At 58.3% G+C, this 18,878-nt stretch carries 12 protein-coding genes; 9 read left to right on the forward strand and 3 right to left on the reverse strand.

Annotated features, from left to right (window positions below; translation table 11 throughout):
* Positions 1-13 precede the first annotated feature (13 nt).
* The 5 genes from nirB to CU100_RS02950 all read left to right on the forward strand — a co-directional run bounded on the left by nirB (position 14) and on the right by CU100_RS02950 (position 7,225).
* Complete coding sequence (gene nirB / locus CU100_RS02930) at positions 14-2,467, forward strand: nitrite reductase large subunit NirB (RefSeq protein ID WP_106715042.1); 2,454 nt, start codon at positions 14-16, stop codon at positions 2,465-2,467.
* Positions 2,468-2,473: 6 nt separating this feature from the next.
* Positions 2,474-2,806: a nitrite reductase small subunit NirD gene (nirD, locus tag CU100_RS02935; RefSeq protein WP_106715043.1), complete on the forward strand. Its 333-nt coding sequence runs from the start codon at positions 2,474-2,476 to the stop codon at positions 2,804-2,806.
* A 6-nt stretch (positions 2,807-2,812) separates the two neighbouring features.
* The gene (locus tag CU100_RS02940) at positions 2,813-5,482 is read left to right on the forward strand and encodes a nitrate reductase (RefSeq protein ID WP_106715044.1); all 2,670 of its coding nucleotides are present in this window, start codon (positions 2,813-2,815) and stop codon (positions 5,480-5,482) included.
* 109 nt (positions 5,483-5,591) lie between these two features.
* Complete coding sequence (locus CU100_RS02945; RefSeq protein WP_106715045.1) at positions 5,592-6,479, forward strand: alpha/beta hydrolase; 888 nt, start codon at positions 5,592-5,594, stop codon at positions 6,477-6,479.
* Positions 6,480-6,484: 5 nt separating this feature from the next.
* Entirely contained in the window at positions 6,485-7,225 is a 741-nt protein-coding gene (locus CU100_RS02950) for a 4'-phosphopantetheinyl transferase family protein (RefSeq protein ID WP_183635490.1), read from the forward strand.
* Here CU100_RS02950 and CU100_RS02955 read toward each other — a convergent pair.
* The 3 genes from CU100_RS02955 to CU100_RS02965 are packed head-to-tail and all read right to left on the reverse strand — an operon-like array spanning position 7,219 to position 12,784.
* Entirely contained in the window at positions 7,219-8,565 is a 1,347-nt protein-coding gene (locus tag CU100_RS02955; RefSeq protein ID WP_407070291.1) for a lysine N(6)-hydroxylase/L-ornithine N(5)-oxygenase family protein, read from the reverse strand. The two genes, CU100_RS02950 and CU100_RS02955, sit on opposite strands and share 7 nt — an antisense overlap.
* 30 nt (positions 8,566-8,595) lie before the next feature.
* Entirely contained in the window at positions 8,596-12,555 is a 3,960-nt protein-coding gene (locus CU100_RS02960) for a non-ribosomal peptide synthetase (RefSeq protein ID WP_106715047.1), read from the reverse strand.
* 4 nt (positions 12,556-12,559) lie between these two features.
* A complete protein-coding gene (locus CU100_RS02965; protein ID WP_106715048.1) occupies positions 12,560-12,784 on the reverse strand; it encodes an MbtH family protein in 225 nt (74 codons plus the stop codon).
* Positions 12,785-12,933: 149 nt separating this feature from the next.
* Here CU100_RS02965 and CU100_RS02970 point away from each other — a divergent pair, with 149 nt between their 5' ends.
* From CU100_RS02970 to CU100_RS02985, 4 genes are all read left to right on the forward strand, one after another.
* Positions 12,934-13,956 (forward strand): GNAT family N-acetyltransferase, encoded by a 1,023-nt coding sequence (locus tag CU100_RS02970; protein ID WP_106715049.1) that lies wholly within the window; start codon positions 12,934-12,936, stop codon positions 13,954-13,956.
* Entirely contained in the window at positions 13,953-15,365 is a 1,413-nt protein-coding gene (locus CU100_RS02975; RefSeq protein WP_245418903.1) for an MATE family efflux transporter, read from the forward strand. Before CU100_RS02970 ends, CU100_RS02975 begins: the two co-directional genes overlap by 4 nt.
* Complete coding sequence (locus CU100_RS02980) at positions 15,362-16,546, forward strand: PLP-dependent transferase (protein WP_106715050.1); 1,185 nt, start codon at positions 15,362-15,364, stop codon at positions 16,544-16,546. Before CU100_RS02975 ends, CU100_RS02980 begins: the two co-directional genes overlap by 4 nt.
* A gap of 178 nt (positions 16,547-16,724) precedes the next feature.
* On the forward strand, positions 16,725-18,872 hold the full coding sequence (locus CU100_RS02985) for a TonB-dependent siderophore receptor (RefSeq protein WP_170113714.1): 2,148 nt from the start codon (positions 16,725-16,727) through the stop codon (positions 18,870-18,872).
* Positions 18,873-18,878: the final 6 nt, after the last annotated feature.

The raw sequence follows: 18,878 nt of genomic DNA on the forward strand, positions 1-18,878 counted from the left end.
CGGAAACCAATCCATGAAGAAACAAAAGCTCATCATCATCGGCAATGGCATGGCGCCGGGCCGCGCGCTGGAACATCTGTTCGAACTGGCGCCCGACGCCTATGACGTGACGATTTTCAATGCCGAACCGCGCGTCAACTATGATCGGATAATGCTCTCGCCGGTGCTTTCCGGCGAGAAGGAATTCGAAGAAATCATCATCCATGGCGATGGTTGGTACATCAAGCATGGCATCATGCTTTATAAGGGTCATAAGGTGGTCAATATCGACCGCGTTGCCAAGACGGTCACGTCGGATGCGGGAACGACCGAGCCTTATGACAAGCTGCTGATCGCCACGGGCTCTTCCCCTTTCATTCTGCCGGTGCCAGGTAATAATCTTCCCGGCGTTCTGACTTACCGCGACCTCGACGACGTCAGGGCCATGCTTTTGGCGGCTCAGTCGCGAGCAAAGGCCATCGTCATCGGGGGCGGGCTGCTTGGCCTCGAAGCGGCGGCCGGTCTCAAATCCCGCGATATGGATGTGACGGTTCTGCATGTCATGCCGACTTTGATGGAGCGGCAGCTCGATCCGGCGGCGGGCTATCTTCTTGAAAAAGCGGTTGAAGCGCGCGGCATCAAGGTCATTACCAAGGCCAGCACCAAGGAAATTATCGGCGAGAAGAAAGTCGAAGGCGTCCTGCTTGCCGATGGCACGGTGCTGCCGGCCGATCTTGTGGTGATGGCTGTCGGCATCCGGCCAAGTGCTTCTCTTGCCAAGGATACAGGGCTTGAATGCAATCGAGGCATTGTCACGGATGCCGGCATGCGTACGTCCGATCCGGATATTTTCGCCATTGGTGAGTGTGCCGAGGTTGGAGGGCAGTGCTATGGGCTCGTGGCGCCGCTCTATGAAATGGCACGTGTCGTCGCAGCCCAGCTTGCGGGGAACAGCGAAGCCGCCTTCGTGCACAGCGAAACACCGACCAAGCTCAAGGTTACCGGCATCAACGTCTTTTCCGTCGGCGATCTCGGCGAAGGAGACGATCGGCAGGAGATTGTCCTGCGCGACGCCGCCGCGGGCGTCTACAAGCGGCTTGTCCTCAAGGATGACCGTATCATAGGGACGGTACTCTACGGAGAAACCTCGGACGGTGCCTGGTTCCATGACCTGACAAAAAAGCGCACCGACATTTCGGAGATGCGCGACACCCTCATTTTCGGCCAGTCCTACCAGGGAGGGTCCCCGCTGGACCCTATGGCGGCCGTTGCAGCCTTGCCAGATGATGCGGAAATCTGCGGTTGCAACGGCATATGCAAGGGCAAGATCACCGGCACGATAAGTGCCAAGGGATTGACATCGCTCGATGATGTCCGCGCCCATACCAAGGCGTCCGCTTCCTGCGGGAGTTGCACCGGACTTGTCGAGCAGCTTTTGTCGCTGACATTGGGAGATAGCTACAATCCTTCCGCTGTAACGCCTATGTGCAGCTGCACCGATCTTGGTCATGATGATGTGCGCCGTTTGATCAAGGCGAAGGGTTTGAAATCCATTCCGGCGGTGATGCAGGAGCTTGAGTGGAAAACCTCCTGCGGTTGCGCCAAGTGCCGCCCGGCCTTGAACTACTACCTCGTTTCAGATTGGCCGGATGAATATGCCGACGACTACCAGTCGCGTTTCATCAATGAGCGAGTTCACGCCAATATCCAAAAAGACGGGACCTATTCGGTCGTGCCACGCATGTGGGGCGGGATGACCAGCTCGAAGGAATTGCGTGCCATTGCCGATGTGGTCGACAAGTTCGCGATACCGGCTGTGAAGGTCACCGGCGGTCAGCGCATCGACATGCTCGGCATCAAGAAAGAAGATTTGCCTGCCGTTTGGGCCGATCTCGGCAAGGCCGGCTTCGTCTCGGGACAAGCTTATGCCAAGGGCCTCCGCACGGTGAAAACCTGCGTGGGGACGGACTGGTGCCGGTTCGGTACGCAGGATTCGACCGGTCTTGGTATCCGCATCGAAAAGTTCATGTGGGGATCCTGGACACCAGCCAAGCTGAAAATGGCGGTATCCGGTTGCCCGCGCAATTGTGCGGAGGCCACCTGCAAGGACATAGGCATCATCTGCGTAGATTCCGGTTTCGAGATCCATTTCGCCGGCGCCGCCGGGCTCGATATCAAGGGAACGGAAATTCTCGGACTGGTCCATACGGAAGACGAGGCGCTCGAACATGTCGTGGCACTCGCCCAGATGTATCGCGAGCAGGGCCGTTATCTGGAGCGCATCTACAAATGGGCGAAGCGCGTCGGGCTTGATGAAATCCGCCGGCAGATCATGGGCGATGCTGACAAGCGCAAGGGCTATTTCGATCGTTTTGTTTTCAGCCAGAAATTTGCCCAGGTCGATCCCTGGTCCGAGCGTGTGTCCGGGGTGGACAAGCACGAGTTCCGCCCGATGGCGACGATCCCCTACCAACAAGCAGCAGAGTGAAACGTCATGAACGACTGGATCGAGATCGGTACGCTCAACGATATTCCCCGCCGCGGCGCGCGATGTGTAAAGACGCCGCAAGGCAAGATCGCCGTATTCCGCACTATGGAAGATCAGGTCTTTGCCATTGACGATCATTGTCCGCACAAGGGCGGACCTCTAAGCCAGGGGATCGTTCATGGAGCTTCGGTGACTTGCCCTCTGCACAACTGGGTGATCTCGCTGGAAACCGGCAAGGCGCTGGGAGCAGATGAGGGTAGCGTCAAGACCGTTGCGATAAAGCGCGATGGCGAGCGCATATTCGCCCTGATCGAGCGCGTTGCCCTCGCGGCGGAATAGGCCAACATGAACAGTAGCGTTTCTCCCGAAACCGTCCGCACGACCTGCGCCTATTGCGGCGTTGGCTGCGGCGTTCTCGCCACACGGGAGGAGAGCGGAGCCATTGGCATCAAGGGTGATCCCATGCATCCCGCCAATTTCGGGCGTCTCTGCTCGAAAGGCTCCGCTCTTGGCGAGACCGTTGACCTCGAGGGGCGGCTGCTCGAGCCCCGGATCGGCGGCAAGCCGGCAAGCTGGGATACGGCACTCGATCTCGTGGCCAGCAGTTTTGCTGAAACCATAAGCGAACACGGTCCTGACAGCGTGGCCTTCTATGTCTCCGGTCAGTTGCTGACCGAAGATTATTACGTCGCCAACAAGCTGATGAAGGGCTTTATCGGCTCGGCCAATATCGATACCAATTCGCGGTTGTGCATGTCGTCTTCGGTGGCCGGACACAGGCGTGCTTTCGGCTCGGATACGGTACCCGGAACCTATGAGGATCTGGAGCTTGCCGATCTTATCCTTTTGACCGGCTCCAATCTCGCCTGGTGTCACCCGGTACTTTACCAGCGCATCGCCGCCGCCAAGGCAAAGCGACCCGCGATGCGCGTCGTGCTTATCGATCCCCGACGTACCATGACGTCCGATATCGCCGACATGCACCTCGCGATAAAGTCCGACGGCGATGCAGCCCTGTTCATCGGCCTGCTCGGATATATCGCAGCGCAAGCGATGGTGGATCGCACATATGTCGACCGGTACACTTCGGGATTTGAGCAGGCTCTGGCTATCGCCAGCAGTCACGACCTGCGCAGTATCTCCGCTCGAACCGGTATTTCGCCCGAGCAGTTGCGCGAGTTCTTCAACCTTTTCACGCAAACCGAGCGCGTTGTCACGGTCTATAGTCAGGGCGTCAATCAGTCAGCTGGCGGGACCGACAAGGTCAACGCCATCATCAATTGCCATCTCGCGACAGGCCGCATTGGCCGCCCGGGAATGGGACCGTTTTCGGTAACCGGTCAACCCAATGCAATGGGCGGCCGCGAAGTCGGCGGTCTTGCCAATATGCTGGCTGCCCATATGCATATCGAAGATGAGGGGCATCGGGATCTGGTCCAGACCTTCTGGAATTCTCCCACGATCGCGTCGCGCCCGGGCCTGAAAGCGGTCGATCTTTTCAACGCGGTGCGGACAGGCAAGATCAAGGCCCTGTGGATCATGGCAACCAATCCGGTCGATTCCATGCCGGAAGCCGATCTGGTCGTGAAAGCGCTGCAGGAGTGCCCGTTCGTTGTCGTATCCGATATCAATTCGGTAAATGACACGACGATTCATGCCCACGTACTCCTTCCTGCCGCCGGATGGGGCGAGAAGGATGGTACGGTAACAAATTCGGAACGGCGCATCAGCAGGCAGCGCCCGTTCCTGCCTTTGCCTGGCAAGGCCAGGCCGGATTGGTGGATCATTACACAGGTTGCACGCCGCCTCGGCTTTGCGGAAGCGTTCCCATACGAGACGCCGGCTCAGATCTTTGCCGAACACGCGGCTCTCTCCGGGCACGGTAATCGCGGCAGCCGTGATTTCGACATCAGCGCGCATTCGGCGATTTCAGATGTGGAATATGACGATCTTTCTCCCTTTCAGTGGCCGCAGGGCAGGGGGGAGGCCGCACTCGAGAGACGCTTTTTCTCGCAGGGCGAGTTCTACACGCCGGACCAGCGCGCCCGGTTCATCCCGGTAAACCCGGTCAACGAGGAGGCTGCGGATCCGCGCTTCGCTTTTACACTGAACACGGGCCGGGTCCGCGACCATTGGCATACGATGACGCGTACGGGAAAAAGCGCGCGTCTATCCGCGCATTTTGCCGAGCCTTTTGCCGAGATCAATCCGCTGGACGCAGCGGTTCACGGCATTGCCGACGCCAGTCTGGTAAAACTCGGTAACGACCACGGCACGATCATCGTCCGAGCATTGCTGACAGACCGGCAGGCAAGAGGCAGAATCTTCGTTCCCATGCATTGGAATGGACAGTTTGCCGGCGATGCGCGCGTGGACAAGCTTGTTTCAGCCAATGTTGATCCGATTTCCGGCCAGCCCGCTTTGAAGATGGCGCGTGTTGCGATGAAGCCGTTCGAGGCCGCCTGGTACGGATTCTCGGTCATGCGAGAAAAGCCGGACACTACCGCCGATTATTGGGCGCTCGCCCGCGCAGAAGGCGGTTTTCGGCTGGAGCTCGCCGGCCTCGAGGAACCTCGCGACTGGAGTGCTTTTGCCCGCCGCTTGTTCGGCTCCAGCACCGATGCGCCATTGCTCGCCTATCATGATGAACGCCAGGGTCAGCATCGTATGGCGATTTTCGACAATGAGACCCTGATCGGGGTACTTTATGTGGCACGTGAACCAGTCACTGTGTCGCGCAGTTGGGCCGCGGAACAGCTGACGCTGCCCTTTGCCAGATCGCACCAGCGGTTTCAGGTACTTGCCGGCAGGCCGGGCAAGGATATGCCCGACAAAGGCGCCATCGTCTGCGCCTGCTTCGGTATCGGTCGAAACGAGATCGCAACTGCGGCAATGAATGGCTGCCGGAGCGTTGAAGCGATTGGCGCGAAGCTCAAGGCGGGAACCAATTGCGGCTCCTGCCGCGCCGAGATCAAGGGCATACTCGACACAAGTATGGTTGAAGCAGCCGAATAGCGCCACCCCGCGAGTCTAAGTTCCTCCTGCCGAAGTGAACCGTGGATTATTGTTGACGATGCCGCTCATGTTTATTAACCCGTGATGTTCACGCGGGGCAGATGGATTCATGACGGGCTTTCCACATTCGACTTCGGCATTGATAGCCAACACCACCGTTCACGACGTTAAGTCTGATCGCAACGGCCAGCTCTACCGGATCTTCATTTATCGTCCCGATGCGCACCCGCCGGAACAAGGCTGGCCTGTGCTTTACATGACCGATGGAAATGCCGTCATTGGCACCGCCGTCGATGTCATGCGCGCGCAGGCAAACTATCCAAGCGGCACCAATGTCGGGCACGGCGTCATCGTCACCATCGGCTATCCCCAGGATGCCGCTTATGATCCACTGCGCCGATCCTGGGATCTGGGTCCGCCGCCAGGCCAGACCTATCCACCGTTCTTTGAGAATAGTCCGGAAGTCAGAACTGGCGGGGCAGATGAGTTCCTGAACTTTATCGTGGAGCAGGTGAGGCCCATGGTCGAGGCAGGCTTCCCGATCGACCAGCACCGGCAGGCCCTATTCGGTCACTCCTTTGGCGGTCTCTTCGTCCTCTATAGTCTCTTCACGCGCCCTTCGGCGTTCACGACGTGGATCGCCGCGAGCCCCTCCATTTACTGGGAAAATCGCGCGATTGATCGTTTCTACGAGCCGTTCGCCACGAACCCTCGAACAAGGGACAATGCGGAGCTTTTTCTCTCCTGCGGGGAATACGAAACCGACAAGCTGGCGCCGTTTCAGCTGGGCGCCGGTGACGAGGCGGAGCGGCTGGCGCAGAAGAAGATCACGCTGAACGACGTGCACGCGCTGGATATGATGGAGCGGTTGAACAATTTGCCGGCTCGACCCATCCGTGTCCGGTTCGAGGTTCATCCCGGCGAGAATCATATGTCGCTGCTGCCGGTTGCGGTGAACCGGGCCATCCAGAATGCCTTTGCGCTCCGCAAGCTGTGATGGCCATGCGGCCATTCGTGAGCATAGGGGAATTGCCGGCAGCATCGCCGTCCGGCAGCGATGATCCGTGCGTCGATATCTGGTGGTGGGCTTTCGACCCGAACGGTGACTGGCGCGCGCTCGCGGTCTTCCTGACCGCCGAGGAACGCAAGCGCGCTGCCGAGTTCAGGTTTGAGAAGGATGCGTTGGCCTTTGCCGCCGGGCGGTATCTTCAGCGCCGTTCGCTGTCAGTTCACCTGGGGCTGGCTATCGATGATCTGCACATCGTGGCCGGGCAGCATGGCAAGCCCTTCCTCGCCGGCCACGAAAACGAGATCAGCTTCAATCTCACCAATACGCATGGCTTGGTAGCCTTCGCCATCAGTCGTAGTGCCACTTCGCTGGGCATAGACGCGGAACCTCTCAAAACGCCCATTGAGCCCGAGGCATCGTTGATGTTCTGCTCGGCTGCCGAGCGCCAAGTTGTGGCAGCGTCGAAAGAGGCTGAAAGGGCATCGCTGCTCGTCGCCTATTGGACAATAAAAGAGAGCTTTCTCAAGGCGATGGGTACCGGTCTTCTGGTGGACCCGGCAGAGCTGACGGTTCAGCTCGAAGACGGCTCGATCCGCATCGATCGAGCCTTGAGTGAAGATGAAGCGTGGCATCATCGTCTTCTTGTCACGCCCTCCGGCCATTCCATCGCCGTTTCGGCACGGTCGCCGGCTCGGAAGTTGCTTTTCCGGCAGTTCGAATTCTCAGGTCAATAGTCAACCGCAACGTTCTGGTTCAAGGAGGCATGTCCGCTGGAAAGCCAGTTTACCTGCGAATCGTGCGGCTCCAGGTCGAAATGCGCCTGGCCGAGCAACGAGTTGATAATGTGCGCGCTGCGCCATGCCATGAGGCTAAGCTGCGAATCGGCAATTCCATGGCTGTAGCGTCCGGCATTCTGGGCAAAAATGCGGTTGTGCTTGGGACCGCTCCAGTTCAGGCAGTACCTGTCATCCAGAACCGGACGGTTGTGACGATCGAACTGGATACGATCCTGCAAGCCAGCAACAGCATCCGGCAGTTTGAACTGGTAGCCCGTCGCAAGGATAATAGCATCCGCGTGGAAGACCTCGACGCCGCCGTCAAAACGGTTACGCACGATCAGGCGGTAGCCGTTCTTGTCGGCCTCCATCTGGATGACGTCCCGGTTTGGCGACAATTTCGCATCGATATCGCGATTTTCCAGGTAACGCAGACTGTAGAGCCGGCGATAGATGTTGTTGATCGTCGAAATCGACAAGCCGTCGCTGGTCAGGACAGAGGCTTTCAACGCCTCCAGTTTCTGATCGCTGTTGAGGTTGAGATAGGCATAGACATATTCCGGTGAGAACACCTGGTTGGAGAAGGCAGTATCATTGATCGGCTCGAAATTGTGCCGGCGGCTGAACCAGTTGAGTTCCTTCAACTCGGATTTGGCGTTGAGCAATGCTTCCACGACTTCGCCGCCGCTTTGCCCCCCACCAATCACCGCGATACGCGCGGCCTTCAGCGGCGCCAGACGATACGCCGCTTCCGAATTGTGGAAGCACGTGTCGCCAAGAAAAGGCGTTGCCCAGGCGGGAACGAACGGCGTGGTTCCAGTACCCAGAACCAGATTGTTGGCCGCGACGCTGCCGTTGTCGAACCTTAGGTGAAACTGGTTCTTTTCGTAGCTGACATCGCGGACCACCGCGTTGAAACTGAGGTTCTTTAGCTGGCTTGCTACCCAGGCGAGATAATGCGCGAACTCGCGTCGCGGCACAGCCTCATACTGCGCATTGAGAAAAGCGTAGAGCCGCTTGTGCGCCACGAGGTATGAAACGAATGACCAGCGGCTCGTTGGCATGACCGGAGTGACGAGGTCCTTAAGATAGGACGATTGCAACTCCACGTCGGGCAGCATCATCCCTGGATGCCAGTTGAAAACCGGCTGGCGCTCATAGAAGTGCGCTTTGACATTGCTAAGTCCATCGAGCAGCGACGCGAGGCTCAAATTCGATGGCCCGATTCCTATCCCGGCCACATCAAGCGCATCATGTGCATGGCCGGTTCGATCATTGTTCGCAAACATGGCGGTCATCAAGAATTTTCCTTTCGGTGAACGTGTCGTTCAAAGCGCTTCATCCAGCCGGTGTGCCAATCGGCTGTGAAAGGCCTGCGAGCCGATGACATGCAAATGATTGGTGCCGGAGATGATCTCCGCGGGATTTGCCCGGGGGGAATAACGCCGCCAGTCAATGAGGTTGAGTCCCCGGTTCAGGCTGTCATCAGCTGCCCACGAATGGATAGCGACGTCGTGCGGCTGCAACTGGTGGCGCCGGAAAATCAGGGCATTGTCGATGAGTATCCAGAAAGTGTGCTCGCGGCTGCTGATATCCGGCCCGTCGGTTGGCAGTGCCTCCTTCTCGTCCCCCACGAACCGCAGGAACTGGTTGTAGGTGTCGCCATCCATGACGCCGAGCAGTCGATCCCACTCGGCCCGCATCGCGCTACGGGAAAGCCAGTCCTCTACCGTCTGATGCAGGCTGTCGCGCTCTCCCTGCTTGAATCGGGGAACCGAGCCAATGGCAAATTCAGTGCCGAGATCGCATACATCGACCATCGTGATCAGGCGCAGGTCGATCTCGTTGCCGAGCCTGCGCGCCGCCTCATAGGCAAGCAGGCCACCCCATGACCAGCCGAGGAAATAACAGGGCTTCCCTTTGCTGTGAGCTCGAATGTAGTCGACATAGCCTTCGATGATTTCATCGACAGATGCGCCAATCTGCTTCTGCTCGGACAGTGAGTAGCAGATGAAACCCGTTGCCGGTTGGTCCGGACCAAGATAGTCGACCAGCTTGACGTATTCGCGTGTGCTCACCAGCAGCCCGGGAAAGCAGTAAAGCATCGGTTTGCTGCCCGATGCACGCAAGACTATCACCTCACTTCCCGCACGCTCGTCGCCAGCGTCGATGATCTTGGCAAAAGAGCGGATAGTCGGGTTGTTGAAGAGGTCCGCGATTGTCGTGCGGCTTTGCGGCCTGCGCTGGCGCAGCGCAGAAAGAATGCGGATGGCGCCAAGCGAGTTGCCGCCAATAGAGAAGAAATTATCCTCCACGCTGATCGGGCCCGAACTGAGCACATTCTGCCAGATTTCGAGAACTTCTTCTTCGGCCGGGTTTTCGGGTGCGATGATTGTTCGCTCCACCGGCGCCGGTGCCGGAAGGGCAAAGCGATCGAGTTTACTATTCGGATTGATCGGCATGCTTTTCAACGCGACGATCGCCGAGGGAACCATGTATCCCGGCAGGGAGCGTTCCAGTGCCGAGTGGATCGTGGCGATCGTGAGTTCGGCTCCCTGCTTCGGAACAACGTAGGCCACCAATATCTTCTGTTTCGTCGCCTCGTCGTCACGCAGAACGACCAGCGCCTCGCCTACTCCATCTTGCTCGAGCAGGGCCGCTTCGATCTCGCCGAGTTCGATACGATAGCCACGCAACTTTACCTGATGGTCGACACGGCCCACGAATTCAACCGTGCCGTCCTCACGCCAGCGCGTCAGGTCTCCGGAACGGTAAAGCCGGCCGCCATCCTTCGAGAAAGGATCGGGAATGAAACGGTCCGCGGTGGTGTCGGGTTTTCCGATATATCCCCGGGCCATGCCTTCCCCGCCGATATAAAGCTCACCCGTCACGCCGATGGGGCAGGGATTGAGATCCGGATCAAGCACATAGACGCGGCGATTGCCGACGGCGCGGCCGATAGGCGCATATGTGCCCTCGAACTTCTGGCCTGCGCGCACCTTCCAGACCATCGGCGTCATGATCGTTTCCGTTGGTCCGTACCCATTGATCAGCCATTCGGATTTCAGCACCTTCGATAATAGATCGAACGTCTGCTGGGCGAGGCCCTCGCCGCCAAACGAGTAGAGCCGCATGGGCGGCGCGCTGTCGGTGAGGTCGGCCCATTCTGCCAGCTGCTGCAAGTAGGTAGTGGGGATGCTTGCATTGTTTGCGCCATGCTTGCGCATGGCCGTCAGGGTCTCCTCCGGCGTCCATAGGGGTTGGTCGGGCAGGATGATGCTGCCGCCCTCCATGAGAGGGTTCATCCAGCGTTCGTGGCCGCCATCGGAGCTGAATGGAAGGAAAGGCAACTCCCGCGATTCTTCACTCATGCCGTACACGCGTGACGTATTCTGCATGTGGTGGGTCAATGGCCCATGCTCGACGGCAACGCCCTTGGGCAGGCCCGTGGAGCCGGACGTGTACATGATATAGGCGAGTTGGTTTGTATGAACCGAGACCTTTGGATCTGTGTCCGGTTCCTGGGAAAGATCGAGCTTGTCGAGCTCGAGTATCGTCGCATCGAGTCCGTCGGGAATGCGTTCGAGCAGCCAGCTATTGGTGAGGATCACCTTCACACCGCCGTCGCGCAGAATATGATGATTTCGTGTGGTCGGATGATCGGGTTCGACCGGTATATAGGCACCGCCGGCCTTCAACGTCGCAAGAATTCCCACGATGGCCTCGGGCGATCGTTTCACTGCGATAGCAACGCTGACATCTGCCCCCACGCCAAGCTTGATCAGCCGGTGCGCAAGCCTGTTGGCGTTCTGGTCGAGCCGGCGGTGGCTCCATACTTCGTCGGCGAATATGATCGCCGTCTTGTCAGGTGTGCGGATGGCATGCGCGGCAATGTGCTCATGCACGGGCCGGTCGTCATTTGTGCCGTCGTCCGCATAGGGCGCGGACAGCAGCTCCAGCTCATCCTCCGCCACGAGTTCGATATCCTTCATCCGGATTTCTGGCGTTGTAACGGCCTGCCGAAGAATCCGTTGGAAATGCGTGGCCGCGCGCTCAACCAGCGCGGGCTCGTAGATGTCTGCCGCATGGTCGAAAAACGCGTTGAGCCCGCCAGTCTCATTCGGCGCGACCACGAGTGCGAGCTCCACGTCCGAACGGGGCTGCAAAGACGATACCGGCTGTGATCGGCGGAACTCGAACAGGGATTTGACGATGGCATCCTGCTCGCGCTCCTCGTGTGTCTGTATCTCCTGCACCAGTCGCTCGAACGGCACGAGGTTGCTCGTTCCTTCGGCCTCGGCCGATACTATCGCATGACAAACGTCAAGCACCCGGCTTCTTGGGGCAACCTGGAATCTCAGCGGCAGGACCTGCTCGCTGCGACTGACGGCCTGAGGACTTTTATCCCCGCAACGGTTGGCCAGGAGCGTTCCGTAAAGCAGTTCATGATTGCCGCTGTAGCGGGCGAGCAGGATTGCGAAGGCAGCTGAGAGCACATGTTGTGGCTCGATCCCGTTTCGCTTGGCGTAAGCCTGCACCTCGGTCCAGACCGTGGCTTCCAGCTCAAAAGCGGCATGAAGCCGTGTTGACCCGGCATAGCTGCTGGCGTTGAAGCGAACAGGCAGGGTGACGGCGTTGTAGTCTTCGCCAATCAGCTTGCGCCAATAGGCAAGAGCGGACGCAAAGCTCTCTGTTTCCAGCCACTCTTCTTCTCGCAGGCCCCGCAACAGACAGTCATCATCGAGCGGCACCAAGGGCTCGTCGGTTACTAATGCGACAAGCTCTCTTTGCAACACCGAGATCGCCGCAACGTCACAGATTATCGGGTGCAGGACGAAGGTCGACCGTATCGTGTCCCGGCCGCAAACGATGAGCTGGCAACGGGCAGACACGCCGCCCAGCAAATCGAATGGTCGGGCAATGAATGCAGCCCGCGCTGCGTCTGCTTCGTCGGCGTCGAGCGGGTTGCTGTCGCTGCCGAGCGTCTCGATCGGAGGAACGTCGCCGGCATTGGCAAATTGTTCGATGCGGCCTCCGGCAAAGCGGAGGAAGCGCATTCGCAAGGCACTATGACGAGCTGCCACTGCGGCGACAGCCTTTTGTATTCGGTCGAGTGAAACCGAGCGCTCCCAGTCGAGCGTCAGCACCTGCGGTGGGAACACGGAGCTGTTGCCGATCTGCTCAAGTGACCATATGCGCTTTTGAGCGAGCGTGAGGGGAAAGCTGCGGGAAAAATCCTCGACGTCAACGGGCTTGCCGCTCTGGTCGGGTGCAACAGGCTTGTTCATATTGTCACCGGCTCCTGGCCTGGATGTTCATGGCCAGACGCAAGCTGCGCGGCCGCGGATCGCTCCAAACTTCCTTTATTTTCTTGAGGCACTCATCGCGTGTGCCGCCATGGGCTTGTCTGCTCCAGCCGGCAGGCAGCGCCTTGTCGTCCGGCCAAACGGAATACCGTTCTTCCTGATCGCGCACGACGCTCCACGTTTCCGGCTCTAAAGCTACTGGTACGGACATCTGAAGGCTCCTGGAACAATACAACATGATCAAGAGACGGATGGGGGCTCGCCCGATTTAGGCGGAAGGCCAGAAATATTTTTTCGAAGATTACCCTAAATCGATGCTGACCATGTTCGTCTCTGTATCAACGATATGCGGAGCCGATCATGCCTTCCAACGCCAGCCTAGCCACATATGCTCATGCGGAGCCTGCGCCCGAGGCATGGAGCTTCCTCCGTCGAGGTTCGCTCCTGTCGCCTGACCTGCTGCGATTATCGACCGCGGCAGGTAACTTTCTTGTTCCGTTCGAGAAGGCTGGAAGTACGGTGCAGCTCCGCTTGCCTGATGTCACCGGGGATGACGCGGTAAAGGTTCTGTCTTCGGCGATCGAGTTCATGTCGGCGCAATCGCGCGAAGCAGGCGCTATCGAAATTTCGGACGTGCCGGCATCCGTTTTTCCGCTTGGTTCCCGTGAAGACAACAGTTTGACGGTCGATCCGCGTGCATTCTGGCAATGGCCAGTGCCCTGGATAGCAAAGCCGGCTTATCCACACCCGCAGGTGCATGTGTTCAGCAATGGCCGCTATCATCCGGAGCGGCCGCAAAAGCCCACAGGCATTGTCTATGAGCGCTATATTCCCTGGCTGGACCAAAGCCTGTCGTTCCGTGTGGCGGATCCCGCCGCCGACATCGAGCATTTCCACCGCTGGATGAACGATGAACAAGTGAACGTCGTGTGGGAAGATGCTGGTGACCGGCAAAAGCACGCGGACATTCTCGAGGATCGCCTGCGAGATCCGCATATGCTTGCGTTGATCGGCTGCTTCGATGGCGTGCCATTCGGATATTTCGAAGTTTACTGGGCCAAGGAAAATCGGCTCGGCCCCTATTACGATGCGCAGGACTATGATCGCGGCTGGCACGTCGCCATCGGCGAACCGGCGTATCGTGGCAAGCAATGGATTACCGCCTGGCTACCGTCGCTCATGCATTTCATCTTTCTCGACGATCCCCGCACCCAGCGCATAGTCGGTGAACCCCGCGCCAGCCATGAACAGCAAATCCGCAATCTCGACCGGTCGGGATTTGCCAAGGTGAAGCACTTCGATTTCCCCCACAAGCGCGCCATGCTGGTCATGCTGACGCGCGAGCGCTTCTTCGGCGATCGTCTCTGGACGCCAGCGCCGTGACCGCCAAGCACCATCGGTCCTATTTTGCACCCGACGACCTGAACGATCCGGCGCTTGCGAGCCTGATATTCAGGCTCGGCATGCCGGCCGTTGCAGGACTTTCGATCAATGCGGTACACCACACGATCAACATGGTGTTCGTCGGCATGATCGGCAGCCAGGAGATCGCTGCGATCACGATCGTCTTGCCGATTCTGATGATGGTCGGAGCCATCGGCGAGGGGCTCGGCGTCGGCGTCGCAACGGCGGTCAGCCGCGCGCTCGGTGGCGGCGATCCACGTCATGCCAACGTCACCGCTTCCACGTTGTTCATGTTGGCGATACCGGTCGGGCTTGCGCTGACGGCAGCCATTCTCCTTTTCCGGCGAGAGCTTCTCATCCTCTTTGGCGCGAGCGAGCCCATGTTGCCCTTGGCCGAACATTATCTCGCGATTGTCGCCTTCTCCGTGACGCTGACGATGCTGCAGATACTTTCCGATTTCATTGCCATTTCAGAGGGCAATACCCGTTTCAGCATGTGGACGCTGTTGGGCTGCTTTGCCCTCAACATCGTGCTCGACCCTATCCTGATCTTCTGGTTCGGGTTCGGCCTTGCAGGGGCCGCAATCGCCACCATCCTGTCGCAGATTGCAGCGCTCGTCGCTTATCTCGTCTATTTCCACAGGCGCGTCGGCACCTTGCACATAGCTGCGCGCTTCGTGGCATTTCGCACCGATGTTCTCAAGCCGGTGCTGCTCATAGGATTGCCGGTATCGCTCACGAGCATGTTGAGCAGCGCCAGCTTTGCAGTCCTCTTCACTTTCGCCGGTTTTTACCGCGGCGACAGCGGCATAGCCGGCATTGGCATCGCGTTGCGCGTCCTGACGTTGGGCATGCTGCCGATCATCGGTCTGTCGCTAGGCGGTCAGGCTGTATTGAGCTTCGCGTGGGGCGCCAGAAATTCGCAGCGTCTGCTCGCCGCTTCCGGCATTCTCATCAAGCTCACATCGGCATTCGCCTTCCTCTACGGCCTTGGAGTCGTGCTGCTGCGCCATCGCGTTGCTGCGGTTTTCACCGCCGATCCCGCGATCGCCGATATTGCGGCGCTCACGCTCGTCATCACGCACATCCCGTTCATTTTCTTCGGCGCAAGACAGATCCTGCTGGTGCTCCTGCAAGCGCAGGGCAGGGCGCGGCTGGCGGCGTCCATCGGTGTCGCGCAGAATGGTTATTTCCTGCTGCCGCTCCTGTTCATCCTGCCGCACTGGTTTGGGTTCGGCGGGGTCCTCGCCAGCCTTTTCATCGCGCCGGTGCTGACCGCTCTCCTGTCATCGGCGCTGCTCGCCGTCATTCTCCGCCAGCTGCGGGGGCGTTCTCCATCCAGTTCCATCACCAGTTTCAATAGCACCGTGTCTGAGAGGACATCATGAACAAAGCCATGCCTCCGCAGGAGTTCAGTACTGAAATGCCGGACGACCTGTTTTCGCCAGTCGATGCCGCTGCATTCAATGCGGTTTCCCCGCCGATATTCCAGACGTCGCTTTTCACTTACGACAGCTATGAAGCGATGGAAGATGTGTTTGCGGGCCGCTCGCGCAACTACATCTATTCGCGCGGCGACAATCCTACCGTACGCGAATTTGAATTGCTCACCGCGCGGCTTGAAGGCGCCGAGGACGGAAGGGGCTTTTCTAACGGTACGGCTGCAATCACGGCGACGATCCTCAGCCTCGTGGAAGCGGGCGACAGGGTGGTGGCGGTCCGGCATCTCTACAATGATATCTACCGGCTTTTCGTCAAGCTGCTCGCCCGTTTCGGCGTTGCGGTGGATTTCGTCGATCCCTCCAATCACGATGAAGTGCGCGCTGCCCTCCCTGGGGCGAAACTGCTTTATCTGGAAAATCCGACGTCTATGGTCTTTGAATTGCAGGATATCGAAGCGCTGGCGGCGATGGCCAAGGAATATGGCGTCGTAAGTGTCATCGACAACTCCTGGGCGACTCCGCTATTCCAGAAGCCGATCCAGCACGGCGTAGACCTCGTCATACACGCCGCATCGAAATACCTCGGTGGCCACAGTGATACGGTTGCCGGCGTGGTGGTCGGCCCGCGCGACCTGATCGCAAAAATCAACAGTACGACCTACCCCTATATCGGAGCGAAATTGTCGCCATTCGAGGCCTGGCTTCTGCTGCGCGGCATGAGAACGCTCAAGGTGCGTCTGAAGGAACACATGCATAACGGGCTTGTGCTTGCCCGCCACTTGCAGCAGCACCCGGACATATCGCTTGTTCGTCACCCTGCATTTTCAGACCATCAGGGCAAGAAAACGCTGACGGGCTTCTCCGGCCTGTTCGCCTTTGACCTGAGCCCGGACGTCGACGTGGCACGCTTTGTCAATGCGCTGCGCCATATCAGGCTCGGCGTCAGTTGGGGCGGTCCGGAAACGCTCGTGGTACCGGCGAAGGCCGCGCTGCAAATCCCCGACCGAATGACATCCTTCGTTCGCTTTGGGGTCAACCCGCAGACAATACGCTTTGCAGTTGGTCTGGAGGAGCCGGAGATCATCTGGAACGATCTCCAGCAGGCCCTGCACAGTGCGCGTCTGTAGCATCGAGGCCACACCCGAACGCGATCTTGCGAGGCGCGGGAAAAACGCAGGGATTTCAGACCCCGCGCCTTGACTTGGATAACATGACAAATGTAGTCAGCTTTAAACATGAGTGATCATAATTCTCAAGCGTAGCCATAGTTTATACAAGGGGTGTGTCATGCGGGGATGCAGGGCGATGAGTTGGAACAACGTCAGTTCGATCGGACAAAAACGCCGCGTGTGTTTGCTGATGACGACGTCGATCGCCGGGCTGTTGCTGACCAGCGCCGCTCTTTCGCAGGAAGCGGCCAATATCGAACTCAATACGATCGTTATCGACGGCGATACGAGCCCGACAGGTCCGGACAAAGGCTACATCGCCAAAAATACAATGACCGGCGCGAAGACGGATACGCCTATCCGCGAAATACCTCAGTCCATTTCCGTTGTGACACGGGAGCAGATGGACGACCGCATTTCGGAGCAGATCGAAGATACGATCGCCTATACATCAGGCGTGACGGCGTCGCCCTGGGGTGTCGATGATCGCTTCGATCAATTCCTCATCCGCGGCTTTGACATTGGCCCTTATGCCGTCTATCGCGACGGCCTGCCGCAAAAGGCCATCGACTTCTCCGGCTTCAAGGCCGAGCCATACGGCCTGGAGCGGGTGGAGGTTCTCAAGGGACCTGCATCCGTCCTCTACGGCTCGAACGAGGTCGGCGGTATCGTAAACCTCGTGACGAAGCGGCCGACGCAGGACCCGCTTTACAGCGCATATGCCGGCTACGGATCCTTCAATACCTATGAAGCGGGAATCGATCTGGGCGGACCGCTCGACAAGGAAGGCATGTGGACCTATCGGCTGACAGGTCTCTTCCGCGATGGTCAGACGCAAACCGACTTTTCCAGGAACAACAGGGTATTTATCGCACCTGCCATCACCTGGTCACCCAGCGCCGACACCTCGCTGACAATCCTCGCCAATTATCAGTGGGATGAACTGACGCCGAACACATTCCTGCCGATCGCCAGTCCCGCTTTCCCGAACATACCGAAATTCTCACGCAGCTTCACCACGTCCGATCCGAACTTTGACCGGTTTGATGCGGACCATGGATCCATCGGCTATGAGTTCGAGCACAGTTTCAATGAGGAGTGGAAAATCTGGCAGAATGTCCGTTACTCGCAGCAGGGAACGGACTATAGGCACCTTTATTTTTCCAAGATGATCGATGCTGATACGATGGACCGCGCGGCCTTCACTGTCGACGAAACCGCAACACTTTTCAGTGTCGATAATGGTGTTCAATACGACTATGAGGGCAAGCGCATAAAGAACACCCTGCTGATGGGTCTTTCCTACGACCGCCAGACTGTCGACGGGCAGAATGGCTTCGGTACCGGACCGAGCCTTGACATCGATGACCCGGTCTTTGGGATCGATGTTCCCTCTCCGTCGATTATTGTCGACCGCCGTCAGACCGTCGATCAGGTTGGACTCTACGCACAAACGCAGACCAAGTTCGACGATCACTGGTTGCTTACTTTGGGTGGACGCCAGTCCTGGGTCGAAGACAAGACGTTTGACCGTATAGGCAATTCAACCAGCGAGCAATCTGACAGTGCCTTTTCTGGAAGGGTGGGTCTCGGATACCTGTTCGACAATGGCCTCACGCCCTATATCAGCTATTCCGAATCCTTCACGCCCACGATTGGTCAGGGATTCGGCGGGCAGACGTTCTCTCCCTCCGAGGGTCAGCAATATGAAGCAGGTGTCAAATACGAACCGGATTTCTTCCCGGCGACAATTACCGGCTCTGTTTTCGAGATCACGAAGTCGAACGTACTGACGCCGGATCCGAACAATCCAAATTTCCAGGTTCAGACAGGCGAGGTGCGGCATCGCGGCCTGGAGCTGGAGACAACGGTAAACCTCTATCACGGCGTCAGCCTCACTGGCAGCTACACCTATCTCGATGCAGAAATCACCTCGAGTAACGTTGCCGGTGAAGTAGGCAACCGGCCGGCGATCGTACCGGAGCATCAGGCCGCACTCTGGGCAAAATACACGTTTGAAACTGGAGCTCTTGAAGGCCTGAACGTCGGTTCCGGTGTTCGTTACGTCGGCAGCTCGTTCGGGGACAATCTTAATGAGATTGAAGTCGCCGACTATACTCTCGTCGATGCGGCGATCAGCTACGAGAAGAACGGCTGGAAAGGGTCGTTGAAGGCAAGCAATGTCTTCGACAAGGAATACTACTCGACTTGCAACAGTAGCAATTCCAGTTGCATCTACGGCGAAGGCCGCACCATCAAGGCCACGCTATCGGCCAAGTTCTAGCGAGTC

The sequence above is a fragment of the Phyllobacterium endophyticum genome (genome assembly GCF_003010935.1).
Classification (GTDB): Bacteria; Pseudomonadota; Alphaproteobacteria; order Rhizobiales; family Rhizobiaceae; genus Phyllobacterium; species Phyllobacterium endophyticum.